Source organism: Haloarcula sp. K1, from assembly GCF_001647155.1.
Classification (GTDB): Archaea; Halobacteriota; Halobacteria; order Halobacteriales; family Haloarculaceae; genus Haloarcula; species Haloarcula hispanica.
This window is the reverse complement of the sequence record NZ_LRHL01000012.1, coordinates 52823-71343: the sequence shown is the minus strand read 5'-3', so window position 1 is coordinate 71343 and position 18521 is coordinate 52823. Positions and strand designations below refer to the sequence as shown.

Sequence of the window (18521 nt, the reverse complement as noted above, 5' to 3'; positions counted from 1 at the left end):
ACGAAAGTTTATGATTGTATAATCGCCAAGTAGAGAGCGTGAGACGCATTCTATGACACACTGTCGGTTGGATACTTAGATGGCGTCGCGGATCCGGTCGGCGAGCACGCTGTACTGCTCCGTGCCCGTCCCCTTCTGAACCACGGCAGTGACGCCATGTTCCGCGGCAGCATCTGCGACGTCGTCGTACTCGCGGGCCGTAAACAGCAGGAACGGGATGTCGACGTCGTTCTCCCGGAGCGCGGCACATAGCTCCATCCCGTCGAGCCGGGGCATCTTGTAGTCACTGACGACGGCGTCGAAATCGCCGTCAGTTGCCAGGTCCAGTGCCGCCTCTGGGTCGGCTTCCGTCGTGATCTCGAACTCGTCTTCCTGTCCCAGAAACGTCCCGACGATGTCCAGAACGTCTACGTCCTCGTCTACCAGTAGGACCTCGATACTCATCGGTTCTAGGTCCGTGGTTCCCCGATAAAAACTCTCGGTCACCGCATCGCATCCAGGTTGACGACGATGTCCTTGTCCACGGTAATCCACGTCGATAGCTTGGCAATGCCGGAGAGCCCCCGCGGTGACACGGTACAGCGGTCCGGTTCGCCGGTGTACTCAACCACGGTCATCGACAGGTCGTGCGGGGCCTGCGTTCGCTCGGCGGTCGCGTTTCCCGCACCGTCCGGGTCGAGACTCATCGGTAATGGATACCTCTCAGGGACGGTGTAAAACGGCTGCTAAGAGGTCTCTATACCGCTCCGGAGAGCTATGCCGCCTGGCCGGTGTCGACTTCGCCGTCGATGCGGACGAACCCGTAGTCACACTCCGGGCAGTGCCACTTGATCTTGGTCCCCAGGTGCATCGTCGTGCTCGCGACCTTCCAGAAGTCGCGGTACTCTTCGCATTCAGGACAGTAGTGTTCGAGTTCGAGGCCCATATCCAGTTGTTTCCGCGGGGGTACAGTTGAATTTCCCGGTTCCACTCGGGGCGTCGAAGGGGGCAAACCGCTCGAACCCCTGTATCCCAGTATGATTCCGAGTGCGTACGAGCCGACTCATCCGACCGAACTGGCCGTCGACGCTGAATCGCTGCCGCCGTCGGCGACCGAGACGGCGACGTTCGGCATGGGCTGTTTCTGGGGGCCAGACGCCCGCTTCGGCGCGACACCGGGCGTGGTCAGGACACGAGTCGGCTACGCCGGCGGCACCGACCTGGACCCCAGTTACTACTCGCTGGGCGACCACACCGAGGTCGTCCAGGTCGAGTACGACCCCGAGGCGGTGCGCTACGAGGACCTGCTTGCCGTGTTCTGGGCGAACCATACGCCGTTTTCCGCCCCTCGGAAACGCCAGTACCGCGGCGTGGTGCTGGCTCATAACGATCAGCAGCGTGAAACCGCCAAGCGGACGCGCGAGGAACTCGAATCGCGGACGGGTAGGTCAGTCGAGACGGCCATCGAAACCCTCGACCAGTTCTACCTGGCGGAAGACTACCACCAGAAGTACGAACTCCGCTCGACGCCAGTGGTCGCCGATGAACTTGAAGATATCTACGGCGATGCGTTCGTCGATTCGACGGTCGCCGCCCGGCTCAACGGCTTCGTCGCTGGCCACGGGGACGACGCCGAGCGCGAGGCGCTGTTTGCCGAACTGGATATCTCACCGGCTGCGCTCTCAGAGGTCCGCCGCCGGCTCTGAACACGGAGCTAGCGGTTCACAGTCGCCACGGGGCTCGGCCGCCCGCGCGCCCCAACGATTCGCCCACGGCTATAAGACGCTGGCAGTGCCAGATCCAGCTATGACTATCTACACCGGCCGCGGCGACCAGGGCCAGACTGATCTCCGGAACATGGAGCGGGTGTCGAAGGACAGCCGCCGCATCGAGGCGTACGGCACCGTCGACGAAGTGAACGCACTGGTCGGCGTCGTCAGGCCGACCGGCCACGATGACATCGACGAAAAGCTCCGCGTCATCCAGAACCACCTCCACATCGTTCAGGCCGACTTCGCCAACCCCGACCCCGACGAGGACGACCCACGGATACAGGAGTCCCACGTCGAGACGCTCGAAGACCTCATCGACGAGGCCGATTCGGAGCTTGACCCGCTCGAATCGTTCATCCTTCCCTCCGGATCGGAGCCGGGGGCGAAGCTCCACCACGCCCGCGCGGTCTGTCGGCGCGCAGAGCGCCGCTGCGTCTCCTTTGCTGCCGAGGAGGCCGGTGTCAACGAGACGGCTATCATCTACCTGAACCGGCTCTCGGACGCCCTGTTCACGCTCGCCCGCCTCGTCAACAAGCGGGAGGGCATCCGCGAGGAGAACCCCGAGTACTGAGACGACACCTCCCGCGCGGCCGCCGTCAGTACCGCGTCGGCGACGGCGGTTCGCAATAGCAAAGTGACCGGCCCGGAAGGGTGAGGTATGAAAGCGACCGCGAAGGCACATCCGATTCAGGGGCTGGTCAAGTACCACGGGATGCGAGACGAGGAACTGCGACTGCCGTACCACGACAGCATCTCCGTCTGTACCGCACCGAGCCACTCGAAGACGACGGCCGCCTTCGACCCGAACCGCGAGGAGGACGTGTACGTCATCGACGGCGAAACGGTCACCGGCCGCGGGGCCGAGCGTATCGACGCCGTCGTGGACCACGTCCGCGACCTCGCGGACATCGACCACGGCGTCCGCTTCGAGTCGGCGAACAACTTCCCGACGAACATCGGCTTTGGCTCCTCCTCGTCGGGCTTTGCCGCCGCGGCAATGGCCCTCGTTGAGGCGGCGGGCCTTGACATGACACGACCGGAAATATCGACCGTCGCCCGGCGCGGCTCCTCCTCGGCCGCTCGCGCGGTGACGGGCGCGTTCTCCCACCTGCGGACCGGCATGAATGACAAGGACTGTCGGAGCGAGCGCATTGAGACGGACCTCGAAGACGACCTGCGGATCGTCGCCGGGATGGTCCCATCCTACAAGGAAACCGAGGAAGCCCACAAGGAGGCTGCCGAGAGCCACATGTTCGAGTCGCGGATGGCCCACATCCACGGCCAGATCTCGGACATGCGCGACGCGCTGTACGACGGCGATTTCGACGCCGTCTTCGACCTCGCCGAGAAGGACTCGCTGTCGCTGGCCGCCGCGACGATGACCGGTCCCGCCGGCTGGGTGTACTGGCAGCCTCGCACCATCGAGATTTTCAACGCCGTCCGGGAGCTCCGGAACACCGAGGACGTGCCGGTGTACTTTTCCGTCGACACCGGCGCGAGCGTCTACATCAATACGACTGAGGAGTACGTCGGCCGCGTCGAAGAGACGGTCGCCGACTGCGGCGTCGACACCCGCGTCTGGGATGTTGGCGGCCCCGCACAGATTCTCGACGAGGACAAGGCGCTGTTCTGAACCGGCACTGATCGAATCGTCGCTCCCGAGCACAGGGTTAACCCGACGCCGTCCTAACCGGAGAACACAATGCGCGTCGCCGTTCTCGGAGCCGGATACGCCGGGCTCACGCTCGCCAGAAAGCTCGAACAGACTCTCCCCGATAGCGTCTCGCTGGTCGTCGTCGACGAGGAGCCCGAACACCTCGTCCAGCACGAACTCCACCGGGTCGTCCGCCGGCCGTCGCTGGCCGACGAGATCACTGTCGACCTCGACGCCGTCCTCGACTGCGAGGTCCGACAGGCAACAGTCACGGACGTATCGCCCGACGAAGGGACGGCGACGCTGGACGGGGCTGAGACGCTGTCCTACGACGTGGGTGCGGTGTGTCTCGGTGCACGAACGGCCTTCTACGACCTTCCGGGCGTACGCGAGCACGCGACGCCGCTGAAGCGCCTTGCCGACGCCCACGATATCCGCGAGCAGTTCCTCGACCTCGGCGACGGCGACCGCGTGGTCGTCGGCGGCGCTGGCCTGTCTGGCGTGCAGGTGGCCGGCGAACTGGCCGAAATGGCCTCGGACAGCGACAGCGAGGTCCTCCTGCTCGAACAGGAAGACGCCGTCGCACCGTCGTTCCCGGCGTCGTTCCAGTCGGCGGTCCACGACGCGCTGGTCGACGCTGGTGTGACAGTCAAGACCGGAACGGGCGTGGCTGGGGCCGATGCTGACACCATCGCGCTCGAAGACGGCTCGGACCTGGCGATGGACCAGTTCGTCTGGACCGGCGGTATCGAGGGGTCGCCGGCACTCGACGCCGACCGCCCCGTCGTCCGGGCGGACCTCCGACTCGGCGAGTCGACGTTCGCCGTCGGCGACGCCGCCCGAGTCGTCGACAGCGACGGCGAGGCCGTGCCGGCGAGTGCGGCGGCTGCCATCCGCGAGGCCCGTGTGGCCGCGGACAACATCGGGACGCTCGTCGAGCGGCAACAGGGCGGTTCCGGCGAGTTCCAGCCCCGACTGACCCAGTACCAGTTCAATGTCCCAGGGTGGCTCGTTTCGGTCGGCGACGACGCCGTGGCGAAGGTCGGCCCCTCTATCCTCACCGGGCGGGCCGCGCTGGCGCTCAAGACGACTGTCGGCGCGGGCTATCTGGGAACAGTTGGAGCCGTCCAGAACGCGGTCGATCTCGTCAGCGAGGAGCTGGACCTTGACACAGAGGAGTCAGAAAGCGAGTAGAGAAGCGGAAAACGGCCCCGGTGAAAGCCTCGATAGGATTTGCGGCCGTGGTGAACAGACCGCACGAGTCGGTTACCGCGGGTAAATCGTGGCTGTGGAGTTATCGGAGTCCGATTTCTCTGTGACGCTTGTATAGGTATGCTACACCGGCCGGAATCGTGAGTAGTTGCACAGCCGAAAACACAAATGAGCCCAAGTGAAGCATGGCAACGGTGCCCCACAGCACTCGGTTCGGTATCCAGTCGGTGCCTTGCTGACGGAGCGTTCTGACATCGAGATAGAGGCACAACGAGTACAGTGGGGCCAGAAGACCTCCGATTAGAACCGTTGCTGAGACCGTGAGTAAGGAAAGTAAGAATAGCAAGCCAGTCTCCGGACCGGAGGGCACAAGGCTTGGTGGAGCACCGGCCTGTGTTTCGCTCACTAATTGGAGAACACGATACGAAGCCTGCACTACGACAAAAACGCCGATGAAGAATGCGATGCCATACCACCACGGTGAACCGGAGGGGCCACTGGAGGACTTGCTGGAGGATTTGCCGGGCGACTTTTCTGACATAGCCTCTGTGAAAGTGCGTGATCGTGATAGGTGATGTACATTGTGGAATGAGACATCTGACTCGACACCAACGCTGGATACACCTTTACGTATGCAACACGATATTTGTGCCAGTTAGGGGATGCAACCAAGCTGAAAACAGTAGGGCGCGTCAGTCCTCGCCGTCCGCGGTCGCGTTCCCGAGCACGTCGTCGGGTTCGATCCAGATGACGAACTCGTCTTCGCCGTCGCGGTCGACGACGCCGTTGATGTACTCGCCGTCGACTGGGGCGGTGTTCACTTCAGATTCGGCGACGGGGACGACCTGTCGGACCTCGTCGACGATCCAGCCCATCGCGCCCTGTTCCTCGAACACACCTGCGTCGAAGACGACGATGAGGTTCTCAGTCCCGTCGCTGTCGATGTCCATCATCTCCTTGGGGTTGAGGATCGTCGTAATCTGGCCCCGGAGGTCGACGACGCCCTCGACGTAGTCCTCGGTGTTGGGAACGCGGGTGACCGTTTCGCGTTTGACGATCTCCTCGACGTAGTCGATATCGAGACAGTAGTACTCGTCACCGAGCGCGAACTCGAGTACCCGAACCAGTTCTTCTGTCTGGGTCGCGTCGTCGTCGATAGCCGCGGCGCGCGCGCCACCTTCGGTCGTGGCGGTGTTGTCCGACGCCATCGCCTCCTCGATGAGTTCCTGGTCCGGCAACTCAACGCCGGTCGGTCCCTGCATCGGGCTGGCCGACGCCGACAGGTCGTCCGTCGGCTGGTCGGCACCACCGGCGGCGACGTTCTCGGGAGTTACCTGTGCTGAGGCCTCTGCCGCTCGCTGTGCGGCGGCCATCGCGTCAGTGTCGCTCTGATCAGTCGTTGCGCCGTCGGAGCCAGTATCGCTACCGCCGTCGTCGGCGGCCTGTTCATCGGCAGTAGCCGTTTCGTCAGCCGCGTCATCGCTGGCGGCCGCTGAGTCCGTGGTGGCTACCTCGGTTGCTGTCTCCTCGGTTTCGCCCTCGTCGGTGGGCTGCTCACCGGAGCCGTCCGCGGAGGCGTCGTTTGTCTCCTCAGTGTCGTCGGTAGTTTCTGCCTTGTTCCCCTCGCGCATCTGCCGGATGCGCTCCGCCCTGTCCATACGTTCGTCGTCACTCATGCTGGTACCTCTGTGTCGGTAAAGCCGAACTGCTCGTCGAGTTCAGCGGCGATGTCCTCGAAGACAGCCGCCATGTCACACGATTCCTCGGTCGCGAAGATAGACTGACCGGCGCTGAACGCCCGCTGAAGCGCCACCCGTTTGCGGACCTCCCAGACGGGACTGTCCGGGAACGCCATGTTGAACCATTCGAGCATCGTCTCGTCCTCGGACGTGGTCTCGACCCGATTGGCGACGACACCGAGCGTGTTGATCGACGCGTCGGTCTGGCGCTCCATCGCGGCCATCTGGTCCATCAGCAGTTCGATGGCTCGCTCGGAGGTCGCTTCAGTCAGTGCGGGAATGAGGACGTTCTGTGCGGCGTACATGCCGGTGTCAGTCAGCTTCCCGTAGAACGGCGGGCAGTCGATGATAACGTAGTCGTACTCGGCATCGAGCGTCGACAGCGCCCGGTCGAGCGTGTCGAGCGCGTGTGACCCCGTGACCATCTCCGGCGTGATGTTGATCGCGAACGAGGCCAGCGCGGCCTGATCGATATCTCCGCCCTGGGTGTTGACCCGGGCGATGAGGTCGGCGATGGTCAGTTCGTGCTCGGCCTGGAGCATATCGATGCTGGAGGGGATCACGTCCATCTCCTCGCCTTCGCAGATAAGCTCACCCAGCGCCGATGGGTCGCCAGTCAGTGCGTCGAACAGCGTCGGCGGGTCGGCGTCGTACGCCTCGACGAGGCCCACGCCTTCCGTGGCGTTGCCCTGGGGATCGAGGTCGATAAAGAGGACGTCCCGGCCGCGGTCGTTCAGTGCACCGGCTACGTTGATAGCAACTGTCGTCTTTCCGGTCCCGCCTTTCGCGTTGGTCACACAGAAGCGGGCTGGACCGGTTTCTGATTGCCGGTTCATCATCCAAGTATCCACAGGTCGACTCCGAGCCACTATAAAAATGTGGTCCCGATTATCAACGTCGCAACTGGGGGACGGAACGCGGACGAGACAGAAACACCCGCGAGCGTGTGCATGACGGCCGTCTGACGGTGTGCAAGATTTATGATTGTGTAGATTGAAGGGTCAGTATCATGACCATCAACCCGCGCGATTACGACCTCGACGAGTTACGGAAGATGGCTCGTCAGCGGGGGAACGGGATGAGCGACGAAGACGTCCCGGACCCGACGGGCCTCGACATGGGGCTTGACGACTCCGACGAAGAGGTGCTTGCGGGGAGTTCGTTCCGCTCCGGGCTGTACCGTGAACTGCTGCCGTTCCTCGGCGGCGACGCCAACGAGAAGCCCTATCTCGAAACATTGCCCGAGACCTACGCCGCGGAGTTCGTGGTCTTCGAGTGGCTGGAGTTCCTGCTGATGCACTCCGGGTATCAGGGGGCCGACGAAGCGCTCGATTACTACCGCTCTATCGACTGGATCACCGAGGACGTACAGGACGACCTCTCGGACTATCTGCTCGGCATCGACGAGTCGGCGACGAACGACGACAACGAACTGAGCGTCGACGACCACATGCTGAGTCTCGTCTACGTCGCGAAGCTCACTGCGATGACGTAACGCTCGTTTTCAGCACCAGCTTTTTCCTTCGAATCCCCGCTACCGAGGGGGTTTCAGTATCAGCCACCTGAGAGGACAGCTATCAGTCCTGAATACTAGGGAGAGGATATATATCGGGCGGTCGACAAGGACGACCGTATATGAGTGACGAGGATGCGGACGACGGCACCGGGTCCGAATCGGACGCCGGTGTGTCGTCGGACGGCGCTGCCGCTGTTCCGGTCGGGGTCAAACTCGGGAGCACCCGGACCGTCATTGCCCTGCCGGGCGAACACGGCACGGAGAACCGAATCATCAAGACACTGACGTGCATGGCGACGTACGAGGACGCCCTGACCGGCGAGGAGAAGATCCTCTACGGCGAGGAAGCGGCCCGCGAGTATCCGGACCGCGTCGAGTACATGCTTCGGTCGGGACTCCCCGAGGACGCCGACCGGGCCGAGATGACCAAGACGTTCTTCGAGGCGATAATCGAGGAGCATGACATTCCGGCAAACAGCGGCGTCGTGTACGCCATCCCGACTATCGACAACCCGACCGGGCTGGAGAACCTGCAGAACGTCATCGAGAACTCCTCGATCGGGCTGGAACTCGTCGAGAGCTATCCGGAGTCGCTGTGTGGCTCCATTCCGGCCTTCGGTGACGACCTGGAAGCCATCGACGAGATCTTCGTCGCCGTCAACATGGGGTCGACGAACCTCGAAGCCTCCGCGTACCGCCGCGGTGAACAGCTCTCTCCGTTCACGACGGGTGCGGTGACCGGGAACGAGGTCGACCGGATGATCGCCAACTACGTCGAGGAGGAGACCCAGGGCCGGGTCAACATTGACAATCAGACTGCCCGCGAATATAAGGAGGAACACGCCGACTTCGTCGATTTCGAGCCGTTCACGGACATCATCCAGCAGCCCGGCGGCGGCTCACACGAGTTCACCATCGAGCGCTCGGTGATGGACGCGGTCAACGAGTACCTCGACGATGCTGTCGACGAACTGGCGAACACGTTCTTGCCGGAGCTGGCGAACGACTACATGAAGGTGTACCAGCTAGCACTGGACCGGCCGATCGCCATCACCGGCGGCATGGCCTGTATCCCCGGCATCGTCGACGAGTTCGAGGAGCGACTCAGTGCGGAGCTGAACCGCGACATCGAAGTCATCGCCGCCGACGAACCGGACGTCGCGCCGACCATCGGCGCACAGCGGATCGCGGCGCGTCTCGTCGAGACCAACTAGGGGTTCCGCCAGCAGTTCAGCCACCGTTCGATTCTGGGCTCAGACTGTGCCATTTCGTGACCACGATCGGTCGAGAGCAGTTCGAATACGTCAGTGTCGATTCCGAGACGGGTCGCGTCGGTCGAGAGACCACCACCCTGTCGCTCCTGAGACGAACCCCCGCTGAGACGGGTACGTGGCATGTGGCCAAGTACGGAGACATGATACCTAAAGCCAAGTCAGACAGCCGTCTGCCGGCTGACGCACGGTAGGGAGTCACGGCGTAGTCGACAGGGCTGCCGTGACCGAGGAACAGCAGCACGATATGCACCCAAACCAGATTAATTTACCACAGCGATATCAGAATAGATAAGTGAATATCAAGTCCTAAGGCCTATTCTACCCGGTAATGGGAAAAATTATCAACTTAGATAATTTCGAGGGAGATCCGCCCGACGTTCTCACCGGCACCGGTTCGGGCGGACTCCTCTCGGCCGGATATCTCCACGATGGGCCAGCACTGGGAGCCGTCGACGACGACGAGACGGCGCAGTTCGCCCTCACCAGTCGCAAGCACGGCATCGAAATCGGCACGTCGGAGTCCGGCGAGACGGTGCGACCAGGAAGTAACTATCGGATGATCGGGATCGTGACTGACAAGCGGTTCCTGTTGCTGGTGGGCGACGACGACGGCGACACGCGGTTCGCCATCCCACACGTCGATATCGATCAGATTGCGGGCGACCGATCGCTGGGACACGGCCGGATCACGTTTCGGCGATGTGGCGACACGGAGTGGCAGGTCCACTGTGGGAAGCAGGGACTCGTGGACCTGACGGCGTACCTCTCGCACGCGTCACAGGCGTGGGTCCGCGTCGAGAACATCCTGGACGAGGTCAAGCGGATCCTCGTGACTGCGACCGAACAGCGCGACCGAGGGGACCACGAGCAGGCACTGGAGTCGGTGCTGGAAGCCGGGGACCGACTCGACGCGGCCGGCGAGACGGCCACCGAGTTCGGGCCGCCCGGAGACGCGAATGCGCTCGAAAGGCGTGTCGCGACGGTACGGGAGCGCCACGTCGCGACACTCGCGGAAGTCCGCCGCAGCCGTGCCCGAAGGGCGGTCGACACCGGTGAGAAGCACTGGCGGGGGAACGATTTCGAGGCGGCGTACGACGCCTACGAGGCGGCGCGGGCGGAGTACGACGAGATCTTTTCGCTCCCGACGGGGGGCGTCACCGACCTCCCGGACATCCGTGCCGAGCGGGACCGACTCGACACCGTCATCGAGGACCTCGAACAGTCGCCGTTGCGCACTGCGGTCGCGGCCGACAACGAGGCCGTCGCGGCGGAAGACCCCGCTGTCGCCGCCGATCACTGGGCCGAGGCGCTCGAAGCCTACCGAGACGTTCTCGAACTCGACTGGGGCGCGGACGAGCGGCGGTTCGCTGGCGACCCCGAGAAGGTCCGGGACCGACTGGGAACAGTCGCGGAGAACCTCGTCGCCGCGCGGCGGACGGTCGCGACGGACGCGATGGAGGCAGGGGACTGGTACGCCGACGCCAGCCAGCCCGACGCCGCGTTAAAGGAGTACAAGACGGCCCGGGCGGCGTTCGAAACCGCGCTGGCGGACGCCAAGGATTGTTATCCGGACGCCACCGATCACCTTGAAGCGGAACTGGATGCCGTGGAACAGCGACTCTCGCGGACGGAGGCCAGACTCGGTGGCGAACCCGTCGACGTGGACGACCGCTTCGACGAGACTGGGACAACGCCGGACCTGGACATCACGACCGCCGACGAACCCTCGCCGTCACCGACTGACACGACTGACCTCTCGGATATCGAGAGCGGTATCGACGGCACCGACCCGAAAATCGATCCGACGGGACACGGTGGGTCGTAGTCCTCGCTAGCCATCCGTTCTCGGCTCGCCGTCCGTTGTCTGCGACCGTCCGCACCCTGGCGAAACTGTGTAGCGGTGGCGCTATTGCCACAGACTGGGGGTTTCTGATCAACACCATGTAATGACATAGCATAATTCAGCCGTGTCAGGCCGTCTCCCGCCCGAGCCGACTATGGTCAGGAGAAAATTTATATCCTTCAGTAGAATATATACAATTATAATGGATTGTACCAACTGTGGCACGCGGATGTCATACAACGATCAGACGACAAAGCTCACCGAGTTCGTCTGTCCCAGTTGTCACGAAACCGTCATCGACTGGAAGGCCGAGGCCCGCAACGCCCGCGTTCACTGACCGGTTCCGCCCACTTTCTCACCGATAGTCCCACTCTCAGCCACTGCTCTGGCTACTGACGGCGTTGCCAGTATCTCTGCCTCGTCGCTGACTCGTGTTGCGGCCACGCTACGGGCCGCCGATAGGCCGCCAGACGCTTCGCTGGCCGCACCGACGACATAATCCACAAGAGCGTGCATGTTCGTTCAGAAACGATTGCCGAATATTTTTATATTTCAGGAGGGGATAACCGAGCAATGGGAAATTCGCCACGCATCGGCTGTCTCTACGCCGACGCCTGTACGGACGAGCAGGCGGCGGCGTACGACTGGTGTCAGGAGGCAGTCGACGATGCCGAGCGGTGCGAGCTCTCGTCGGTCGAGCCGACCGAGTACGATGTCCTCTGGTGGCATCGGGACGAACTGTTCGACGAGCGAGCGCTGGCCGACGCGCCGGCCCTGGCCGCGTACGTTCGTGACGGCGGCTCGCTCCTGCTGACACTGAGCGCGCTCTCGGCCGTCGAACCGCTCGGGTTCGACGACGTCGCGCCCGACGCCGTCGGCTGGGAGGAGATTCCGGAGCCGACCGGACACCTCTGGCAGGCCCTGTACGCCGACCACCCAATCCACGCGGACTACGACACCCTTCGCGTCCACACCCGCGGGGCCGGCGTGACGATCCCCTACGCCAGATACGAGTCCATCGCACCCCAGTCCGGGGACGTGCTCGCGAGCACGGTCCGTGGCGATACCGACGTGGTCAAGCAGATGTCGATTCTTTCCTGGGAGCCCAGAGCCGGGCAGGTGCTGGGCATCGGGTCGTCCGTAGCGTTCGCCCAGCCGACCCACGACGTGTGCCAGGGCAACCGCGAGACGCTCATCGAGAACGCGCTGGGATTCCTGGCGACGGCCGACCAGCACCCGCTGACCGGCCGTCCGAAGGACGTCGACACGTTCGGGCAGTTGCGCGAGCGGCTCGGCGATGACCCGAGTCGCCCGTCTTACCACGTAACGCCGCCGGCGAACTGGCTCAACGACCCGAACGGGCTCATCCACTGGAACGGTCGCTATCACCTGTTCTACCAGTACAACCCGGCCGGGCCGTTCCACAACACGATTCACTGGGGCCACGCCGTCAGCGACGACCTCGTACACTGGGAGGACCGCCCGGTCGCGCTTACGCCCTCGCCGGACGGCCCGGACCGGGACGGCTGCTGGTCCGGCTGTGCGGTCGACGACGGCGGCGTCCCGACCGTGCTGTACACGGGCGGCCGGGACAAACGCCAGCTTCCCTGCATCGCCACCGCAGCGGACGACGACCTCACGGCCTGGGACAAGGACCCGGACAACCCCATCATCGAGGAACTGCCGATGGAACCGGAGGTGCTCCGCACCGAGGACTGGGAGGGGGAGTTCCGGGACCACTGTGTCTGGCGCGAGGACGGAACCTGGTACCAGCTCATCGGAGCGGGCATCGAGGGAGGCGGCGGAGCGGCCCTGCTGTATGAGTCCTCCGACCTCCGGAACTGGGAGTACCAGGGCCCGATTCTCACCGGCGACCGCGACACCGCCGGGACCGTCTGGGAATGCCCGGAGCTGCTCGATTTCGGGGACCGACAGCTCCTCCACATCTCGAACTACGAGGACGTGGTGTACTTCCTCGGGACGTACGAGGACGGCGAGTTCGACGCCGACCGCCGCGACAAGCTCGACCACGGCGACTTCTACGCCCCGCAGTCGATGTGGACCGACGACGGCCGCATCCTGACTTGGGGGTGGCTCCCCGAGGCCCGTGACGTGAGCGGGCAGTGGAACGCCGGCTGGTCCGGCGCGATGTCGCTGCCCCGGGAGCTGTCCCTGGCCGACGACGGCGGCCTGTGCCAGCGGCCGGCCCCCGAACTCACCGAGCTACGGGGCGACAACACCAGTTACGACGTGGTGCGCCTCGACGCGGGCGACACCGAGCAGTTGCCGGTCGAGAGCCGGTCGTTCGAGCTCCGCGCAACCGTCCGGCTGGAGGACGCTGAAGCCGTCGAACTGTCTGTCCTCGAATCGCCGGACGGCGAGGAGCGGACGCCGATCAGCTACACCTACGAAAGCGAGGTCGCCGTCGACCGGTCGGCGTCGAGCACTGACCCGCAAGCGACCGGCGATACCCAGTCGATGCGGGTCCGACCGTACGACGCGCCGCTGTCGCTGCGCGTCTTCGTCGACGGGAGCGTCGTCGAGGTGTTCGCCAACGAACGGCACTGCCTGACCAGCCGCGTGTATCCGACCCGCGATGATGCGACCGGCATCTCGCTGTCGGCCGACGGCGGTCGCGCCACTATCGCGTCGCTGGACGTCTGGGACCTGGACTCTGTCTGGTAGACAGTCCCGGCCGAATTCCTGTGAAAAGACCGCTTTGAGACGCTTTACTTCCGCTCAGCCTCGGTTCGCGCGCCGTAGCCACCGGTACTGGTATCGTTGCGTTTCCCGCGCCGAATCAGCTCTCGGTCCGTCAGTGGGAGTGTCTCGCCGTCCAGCGGGATGTGCCAGTGCCCAAGCGACCCGATAATGCGTGTCCGGCTCCCCTCCACCTCAAGCCGGAGCGTCGGGCCGAGTGAGCCGCCGAACCGGCGCATCTGCTCAGACTCGGACAGATGGGCGATTTCGTCCAGCGTGTCGCCGTCGAAGTCGTAGTAGTTGAAAAAACTCTGGACCAGCACCTCGCCGTCGTGGGGAAAGGCCATCCACGAGTAGGACTGGAACGGCGCGTTTTGGGGGTTCGTGGCGACGAGCCCCGACTCGTTCATTGGGACGTAGTCACCGCGGAGATCCTCTGCGACGAAGCCGTACAGCGCGTCGAACCCCTCCAGTCCCGGCGCGAACGTGTGGAGGTGGCTGGAGATGAACAGGTAGTACAGGCCGTCTCGATACACGATATGGGGCCGTTCAAGTTCCTGATTGACGCCCACAGCGTCGAGCAGCGGGTCTTCGAGGTCCCACTCCAGCGGGTCGCCCGTCGGCGAGCGGGCGACGCCCACGCTCCCGTTGAACTCCTGTAACGCGGCGTCGCCACCACAGACGTCGCTCCCCTCCGGAACCGGCGTGTTCGCTTCGAACAGGAGCCACGTCTCGCCCGTCTCGGGGTCCTCGAAGAACCACGGGTCGCGGAAGGTGTATATCATCCCGCGAGACTGGTCTTCGCGCTCGTAACGGTCGCCGTCTGGCTGGAGCAGTTCGTGGTGGGTCCACGGACCCGAAAGCACGAACCCGTCTGCCGTGTCGATGCTGCCGCCGCCCGCGCCGACGATGCGCTGCGTGTAGGTCAGGTCGTCGGCTCCCTCCTCGCCGGCTGCAGTATAAAATAGATAGACACTGCCGTCGTCGTCGTACAGCGCGGACCCGGCCCACTGGCGCTGGCCCAGTGCGTCCTCGAACACCGGGCCGGCGTTGTGCCAGTTGCGACCGTCATCGGAGTAGAAACAGCGGATGGTCGCCACGTCGTGGCGCTTGCCGGGCAACAGGTCGGACGGAGCCGTCAGCGAGAAACAGACCCGATAGCCGTCGACCGTCGCCAGCGTGCCGTCGCGGTTGCGGAGGAACCAGGTATCCCAGATGTGGACCTCCGGAATCTGTTCGGTCGCGGGCGGGTAGACGATGGGGGCAACGGTGTCGTCGGTCCGCTCGATCCGACTCGCCTGCTCGCGTGTCCACCCGGCGCGCCCCTTCGTTCCGGGACGACCCTCGCCGAGCGCCTCGTTTGTCATATCTCACGTTGGGCCGACCACGGGTATAAATGTTGCCAGGCGGGTACTACGGGTGTTGTATGAAATATATGCGATACGACAGTGCCGGGCGCTAGCAGAGAAAACTGATAGTGGGTAGGTCAAGGGGGCCGAACAGCACATTACTCGCTTGAGTCCTCGCTGCCGCTGACACCCTCTGGACCGGTGATATCGAGCGGCCGGACCCACTCGTGCCAGATGAAGACGACGCCGAGGCCGTACCCCAGCGCCCAGACCGCGCTCCCGATCCACGGATAGCCGAGCGTGCTGAATCCCCAGTTCGCGAGTCCGGGGAGAATGATCGCAGCGAGAACCGTCAGCACTAGCACTGCTGTGTCCCGATTGTTCACGGTCGCAGCCCCCACGTTGCTGTGCCGTTCATACCGCAAATTAGGCTCGGACACTCCTGAGTCTGTCGGAACACCGACCCGTGACCGGGACGAGACTGACGCCGTAGCCGTCCCATTTTTATCATCGTATGCCCTACCCCGGATGTCGGGAATGTCTCAGAACCACACAGACCGGTCGTCTTCGGAAGACATCGAGTGGTGCTACGATGCCGTCCATCGTGTGTCGCGGACGTTTAGTCTCACAATTTCGGAACTCAACGAACCGATGGCCCGGGACATCTGTCTGGGCTATCTTCTCTGCCGCGTGGCTGACACGATCGAGGACGCCGGCCACCTCCCTCCAGCGGTACAGACCGAACTCCTGCAGACGTACAGCCGCTCGCTCGAACCGTCGAGCGGGACGACCGTGTCGTCGTTCCACGACGCCGTCGAGGAGTGGATTCCAACGACGACGAACGCCGACTGGGAGGTCGTCGAGAACGCGGGCCGCATCGTCGACGTGTTTCACACCCTCGACGACCACTCCACGCAGACGATTCGCGGGCCGGTCCGGGAACTCGTCGACGGGATGGCGATGTTCGTCGACCGCTACGCCGACGCCGGCGGACTTCGAATCAAGACGCTGGACGAACTCGAAGAGTACTGCTGGTACGCCGCCGGCACCGTCGGTACGCTGGTGACCGGGCTGGTCTCCCACGAAGCCACAGACGAGCAGATCGCCCAGATGGAGGAAAACGCCCGCTCGTTTGCCCTCCTGCTCCAGCTCGTCAACGTCGCCAAGGACGCCGCGACGGACATGGAAGAGGAGAACAACGTCTATCTCCCGCTGGAACTACTCCACGAACAGGGGCTTGATCACAGCGACGTGAGCGACACCGGCAACGTCGATTCGCTGGTGCCCGTCATCGAGCAGGTCACCGAGCGAGCAGAGGGCTATCTCGACGACGCACAGGCGTGGCTCGAAGCCATGCCCGAAACCCGCGGTAACACCCTCTCAGCGTGGGCCATTCCGTTCCTGCTCGCGGTCGGGACGATCCGTGAACTCCGCGAACGACCCGCCGACGTCATCGAGCAGGGCAACGTCAAAATTTCTCGCGAGGAGGTCCACTCCGTGACACAGCAGTTCGGCGGCGACGGCGACCCTTCAATCGGGGAGTTGCGGGCGAAAATCCGCCAGCAGCCGCTCCACCAGTACTGACGACCAGCAGAGACATTCCTCTTTTCCGGTCCCGTTTCCCATTCAAACGAGCGCCGCCTACTCCGGGCCGCGTTTGTCGTACTGCTGTACGATCTCGCGGAGCCACCAGAGCTTTAGCCCGCTCATCGCCAGCGTGGCGGCCGCGGCGCTGACCGGTCGGCGACGCCAGGCAGCGTACAGAGCGATGGTCGACGCCAGCGCGCCGCCGGTGTTACACACGTTCGGATAATCGAGGCCCATCGTTCCGTTATCCTGCTCCCTGAGCCACCACCGCTCTGCCAGCACGGCGCGGGTCATCCAAGCGTCCTCGGTGTCCGGCGGCGCGAACAGGATTGGGTTGATAGCTGTCCACAGCAGCGCCGCGGTCAAGAGTCGCCAGCGACGCTGATACACTGCGTACACAATGACAGCGCCGGTCGGAACGCGCGACCAGCCGCTCTTGGGGTTCGAGTGGCGGCTCCAGAACCAGTCCCGTACGCTGTTCGGTAGTGGTGCTGTCATATCTTCCTATCGACCGTGACAGAGGATAACACTGCTGCCGGGTGGTGTGGCCCAGAGCAGCGGCCCCGATCTGATTCTCCGGGGACAGAACACTCATGTCCGCCCTGTGTGAACGCCGTCTATGGCCACAGCGGCGTCGGGGCTCTCCGAGCCACAGGTACTCGCCCGGACGAAAGACCGGCTATTTGCGGACCGCGAGGACGCCTACGTCGTCGCGGACACACAGTTCGCACAGCAGCGCTGGCTGGACGAAACGCCTATCGAGGCGGCCGTGCAGGCGACGCTCGCACCGTTCAACCACGTCCGGGTCGGGACGGGCTATCCCGACCTCGTCGGCGTGCAGACGCTCTCGACGGACCTGCTGTCCGTCGACCGGCTCAGTGACCGGCCGCCGCTGATCGTCGTCGAGGCGAAGGGGTACACCGGCAACGGCGGCGTCGACGCCGAGCGCGGGGTCGTCCAGGCCCACGACCGGCTCAACGAGGCGAACGTCGCCTTCCTGACCGCCCCCCGGAGCGGCATCTCCACCGCCGCGCGGACGATGGCCCGCGAGCTGAACGTTGGCGTGCTGGGCGTCGAATCCGATGGCTCGGTCTCAGTGCTGGAACGGCCCCGCGTGGTCGGCCACGGGTCGATGGACGCCGCCTCGGCGATCCGGTTCCAGGCCAGCGCCCAGGGCGTCGCCGACCAGAACTTCGGGCTCAACCATCCGAAGAACTACGTCGCAGTCCCGCTGGCCGTCTACCATGACGGCGACGCGCGGGACCTGCTTGCCAGCCACGTCGTCGGGGCCGTCGACGGCGCTATCGCTGGCGCGGAGTTCCTGAATCTGGTTGACGCCGGCCAGGGGTCGCTCACGCTGACGCCGCTGGGTCGGGAGGTTGTCCGGTTCGCGCTCCGGACAGTCGGCGACATCGACGCCGCACTCCGCCGGTTCGAGGACTGGCAGCGGTCCCGCAAGCGATTCATCGACATCGCGCCACAGTGGGGCCAGCTCGTCCGCCGTGTCGTCTCCGACTATCCGGCCACGGACCTCCTCGTCGACGGGCTCTACGCCTGCCACCGGGACGGCTACGGCTCCCCGTCGCTCGTCGAGTTCGTGGCGTACCTCCACGCGCTGCACCCCGAGTTCACTGTCGAACTGTTCCTCCGCGGCGACGAGACCGTCCGCCAGCGGGTGTTGACCGGCGACGGCGAACTCCGCCGCTCGGAGCTTACTGACGGTAGCGTCTATCACTCCCCCACTGTGTTCCAGCTGAAGGCGATCTACTACCACGCCGGCATCGTGACTGACCGGGGCGCAGAACCCTCGAATCTCGACCCTGAGACGGACGAGTGGGCGCTGTGTGACCCGCTCGCGTAGCGGCGGGCATCCAGGCGCTCCAGTAGCTCTACCGA

At 64.2% G+C, this 18521-nt stretch carries 20 protein-coding genes; 11 read left to right on the top strand and 9 right to left on the bottom strand.

Features of this window, described 5'->3' with window-relative positions; translation table 11 throughout:
- Positions 1-75: 75 nt before the first annotated feature.
- The 3 genes from AV929_RS05190 to AV929_RS22255 form a co-directional block, all read right to left on the bottom strand.
- The gene (locus AV929_RS05190) at positions 76-444 is read right to left on the bottom strand and encodes a response regulator (protein ID WP_014040814.1); all 369 of its coding nucleotides are present in this window, start codon (positions 442-444) and stop codon (positions 76-78) included.
- Between the two features lie 38 nt (positions 445-482).
- Positions 483-686 (bottom strand): hypothetical protein, encoded by a 204-nt coding sequence (locus AV929_RS05185; protein ID WP_014040813.1) that lies wholly within the window; start codon positions 684-686, stop codon positions 483-485.
- Between the two features lie 68 nt (positions 687-754).
- Complete coding sequence (locus AV929_RS22255) at positions 755-925, bottom strand: hypothetical protein (protein WP_004591646.1); 171 nt, start codon at positions 923-925, stop codon at positions 755-757.
- Positions 926-1016: 91 nt separating this feature from the next.
- On the opposite strand from AV929_RS22255, the gene msrA reads away from it, so the two are divergent.
- The 4 genes from msrA to AV929_RS05165 all read left to right on the top strand — a co-directional run bounded on the left by msrA (position 1017) and on the right by AV929_RS05165 (position 4599).
- Positions 1017-1685: a peptide-methionine (S)-S-oxide reductase MsrA gene (gene msrA, locus AV929_RS05180; RefSeq protein WP_014040812.1), complete on the top strand. Its 669-nt coding sequence runs from the start codon at positions 1017-1019 to the stop codon at positions 1683-1685.
- A 100-nt stretch (positions 1686-1785) separates the two neighbouring features.
- Positions 1786-2322, top strand: coding sequence for a cob(I)yrinic acid a,c-diamide adenosyltransferase (locus AV929_RS05175; protein WP_014040811.1), 537 nt, complete (start codon positions 1786-1788; stop codon positions 2320-2322).
- A gap of 87 nt (positions 2323-2409) precedes the next feature.
- Positions 2410-3384 carry a phosphomevalonate decarboxylase MvaD gene (mvaD, locus tag AV929_RS05170; RefSeq protein WP_014040810.1) on the top strand — a complete coding sequence of 325 codons (975 nt, stop codon included), beginning with the start codon at positions 2410-2412 and terminating at the stop codon, positions 3382-3384.
- A gap of 69 nt (positions 3385-3453) precedes the next feature.
- Positions 3454-4599 carry an NAD(P)/FAD-dependent oxidoreductase gene (locus AV929_RS05165; RefSeq protein WP_064287617.1) on the top strand — a complete coding sequence of 382 codons (1146 nt, stop codon included), beginning with the start codon at positions 3454-3456 and terminating at the stop codon, positions 4597-4599.
- Positions 4600-5309: 710 nt separating this feature from the next.
- On the opposite strand, the gene AV929_RS05160 is transcribed toward AV929_RS05165, so the two are convergent.
- Together AV929_RS05160 and AV929_RS05155 are read right to left on the bottom strand one after the other, a co-directional pair.
- Positions 5310-6293, bottom strand: coding sequence for a chemotaxis protein CheW (locus AV929_RS05160; RefSeq protein ID WP_064287616.1), 984 nt, complete (start codon positions 6291-6293; stop codon positions 5310-5312).
- Positions 6290-7195 carry a ParA family protein gene (locus AV929_RS05155; RefSeq protein WP_014040807.1) on the bottom strand — a complete coding sequence of 302 codons (906 nt, stop codon included), beginning with the start codon at positions 7193-7195 and terminating at the stop codon, positions 6290-6292. Before AV929_RS05155 ends, AV929_RS05160 begins: the two co-directional genes overlap by 4 nt.
- A 170-nt stretch (positions 7196-7365) precedes the next feature.
- On the opposite strand from AV929_RS05155, the gene AV929_RS05150 reads away from it, so the two are divergent.
- On the top strand, positions 7366-7851 hold the full coding sequence (locus AV929_RS05150; RefSeq protein ID WP_014040806.1) for a FlaD/FlaE family flagellar protein: 486 nt from the start codon (positions 7366-7368) through the stop codon (positions 7849-7851).
- Positions 7852-7991: 140 nt separating this feature from the next.
- Positions 7992-9086, top strand: a complete 1095-nt coding sequence (locus AV929_RS05145) for a rod shape-determining protein (RefSeq protein WP_008311619.1) — start codon at positions 7992-7994, stop codon at positions 9084-9086.
- Here the strand turns inward: AV929_RS05145 and AV929_RS05140 are convergent.
- The gene (locus tag AV929_RS05140; protein ID WP_008311620.1) at positions 9083-9268 is read right to left on the bottom strand and encodes a hypothetical protein; all 186 of its coding nucleotides are present in this window, start codon (positions 9266-9268) and stop codon (positions 9083-9085) included. The genes AV929_RS05145 and AV929_RS05140 overlap by 4 nt on opposite strands.
- Positions 9269-9474: 206 nt before the next feature.
- Here AV929_RS05140 and AV929_RS05135 point away from each other — a divergent pair, with 206 nt between their 5' ends.
- The 3 genes from AV929_RS05135 (at position 9475) to AV929_RS05130 (ending at position 13674) form a co-directional block, all read left to right on the top strand.
- Positions 9475-10971, top strand: a complete 1497-nt coding sequence (locus AV929_RS05135) for a hypothetical protein (RefSeq protein WP_064287615.1) — start codon at positions 9475-9477, stop codon at positions 10969-10971.
- Positions 10972-11191: 220 nt separating this feature from the next.
- On the top strand, positions 11192-11326 hold the full coding sequence (locus AV929_RS22745) for a hypothetical protein (protein ID WP_023843340.1): 135 nt from the start codon (positions 11192-11194) through the stop codon (positions 11324-11326).
- Between the two features lie 236 nt (positions 11327-11562).
- Positions 11563-13674: a GH32 C-terminal domain-containing protein gene (locus AV929_RS05130; protein ID WP_064287614.1), complete on the top strand. Its 2112-nt coding sequence runs from the start codon at positions 11563-11565 to the stop codon at positions 13672-13674.
- 44 nt (positions 13675-13718) lie between these two features.
- Here AV929_RS05130 and AV929_RS05125 read toward each other — a convergent pair whose 3' ends face one another.
- Together AV929_RS05125 and AV929_RS05120 are read right to left on the bottom strand one after the other, a co-directional pair.
- Entirely contained in the window at positions 13719-15056 is a 1338-nt protein-coding gene (locus tag AV929_RS05125; protein WP_064287613.1) for a glycoside hydrolase family 68 protein, read from the bottom strand.
- Between the two features lie 140 nt (positions 15057-15196).
- A complete protein-coding gene (locus AV929_RS05120; RefSeq protein WP_225308094.1) occupies positions 15197-15424 on the bottom strand; it encodes a hypothetical protein in 228 nt (75 codons plus the stop codon).
- 151 nt (positions 15425-15575) lie between these two features.
- Between AV929_RS05120 and AV929_RS05115 the strand changes: the two genes are divergently transcribed.
- A complete protein-coding gene (locus AV929_RS05115) occupies positions 15576-16622 on the top strand; it encodes a phytoene/squalene synthase family protein (protein WP_064287612.1) in 1047 nt (348 codons plus the stop codon).
- A 57-nt stretch (positions 16623-16679) separates the two neighbouring features.
- Here the strand turns inward: AV929_RS05115 and AV929_RS05110 are convergent, their stop codons facing one another.
- Positions 16680-17123 (bottom strand): DUF6653 family protein, encoded by a 444-nt coding sequence (locus AV929_RS05110; RefSeq protein WP_050007157.1) that lies wholly within the window; start codon positions 17121-17123, stop codon positions 16680-16682.
- A gap of 121 nt (positions 17124-17244) precedes the next feature.
- On the opposite strand from AV929_RS05110, the gene AV929_RS05105 reads away from it, so the two are divergent.
- The gene (locus AV929_RS05105; RefSeq protein WP_064287611.1) at positions 17245-18486 is read left to right on the top strand and encodes a hypothetical protein; all 1242 of its coding nucleotides are present in this window, start codon (positions 17245-17247) and stop codon (positions 18484-18486) included.
- The last annotated feature ends 35 nt before the right edge of the window (positions 18487-18521 follow it).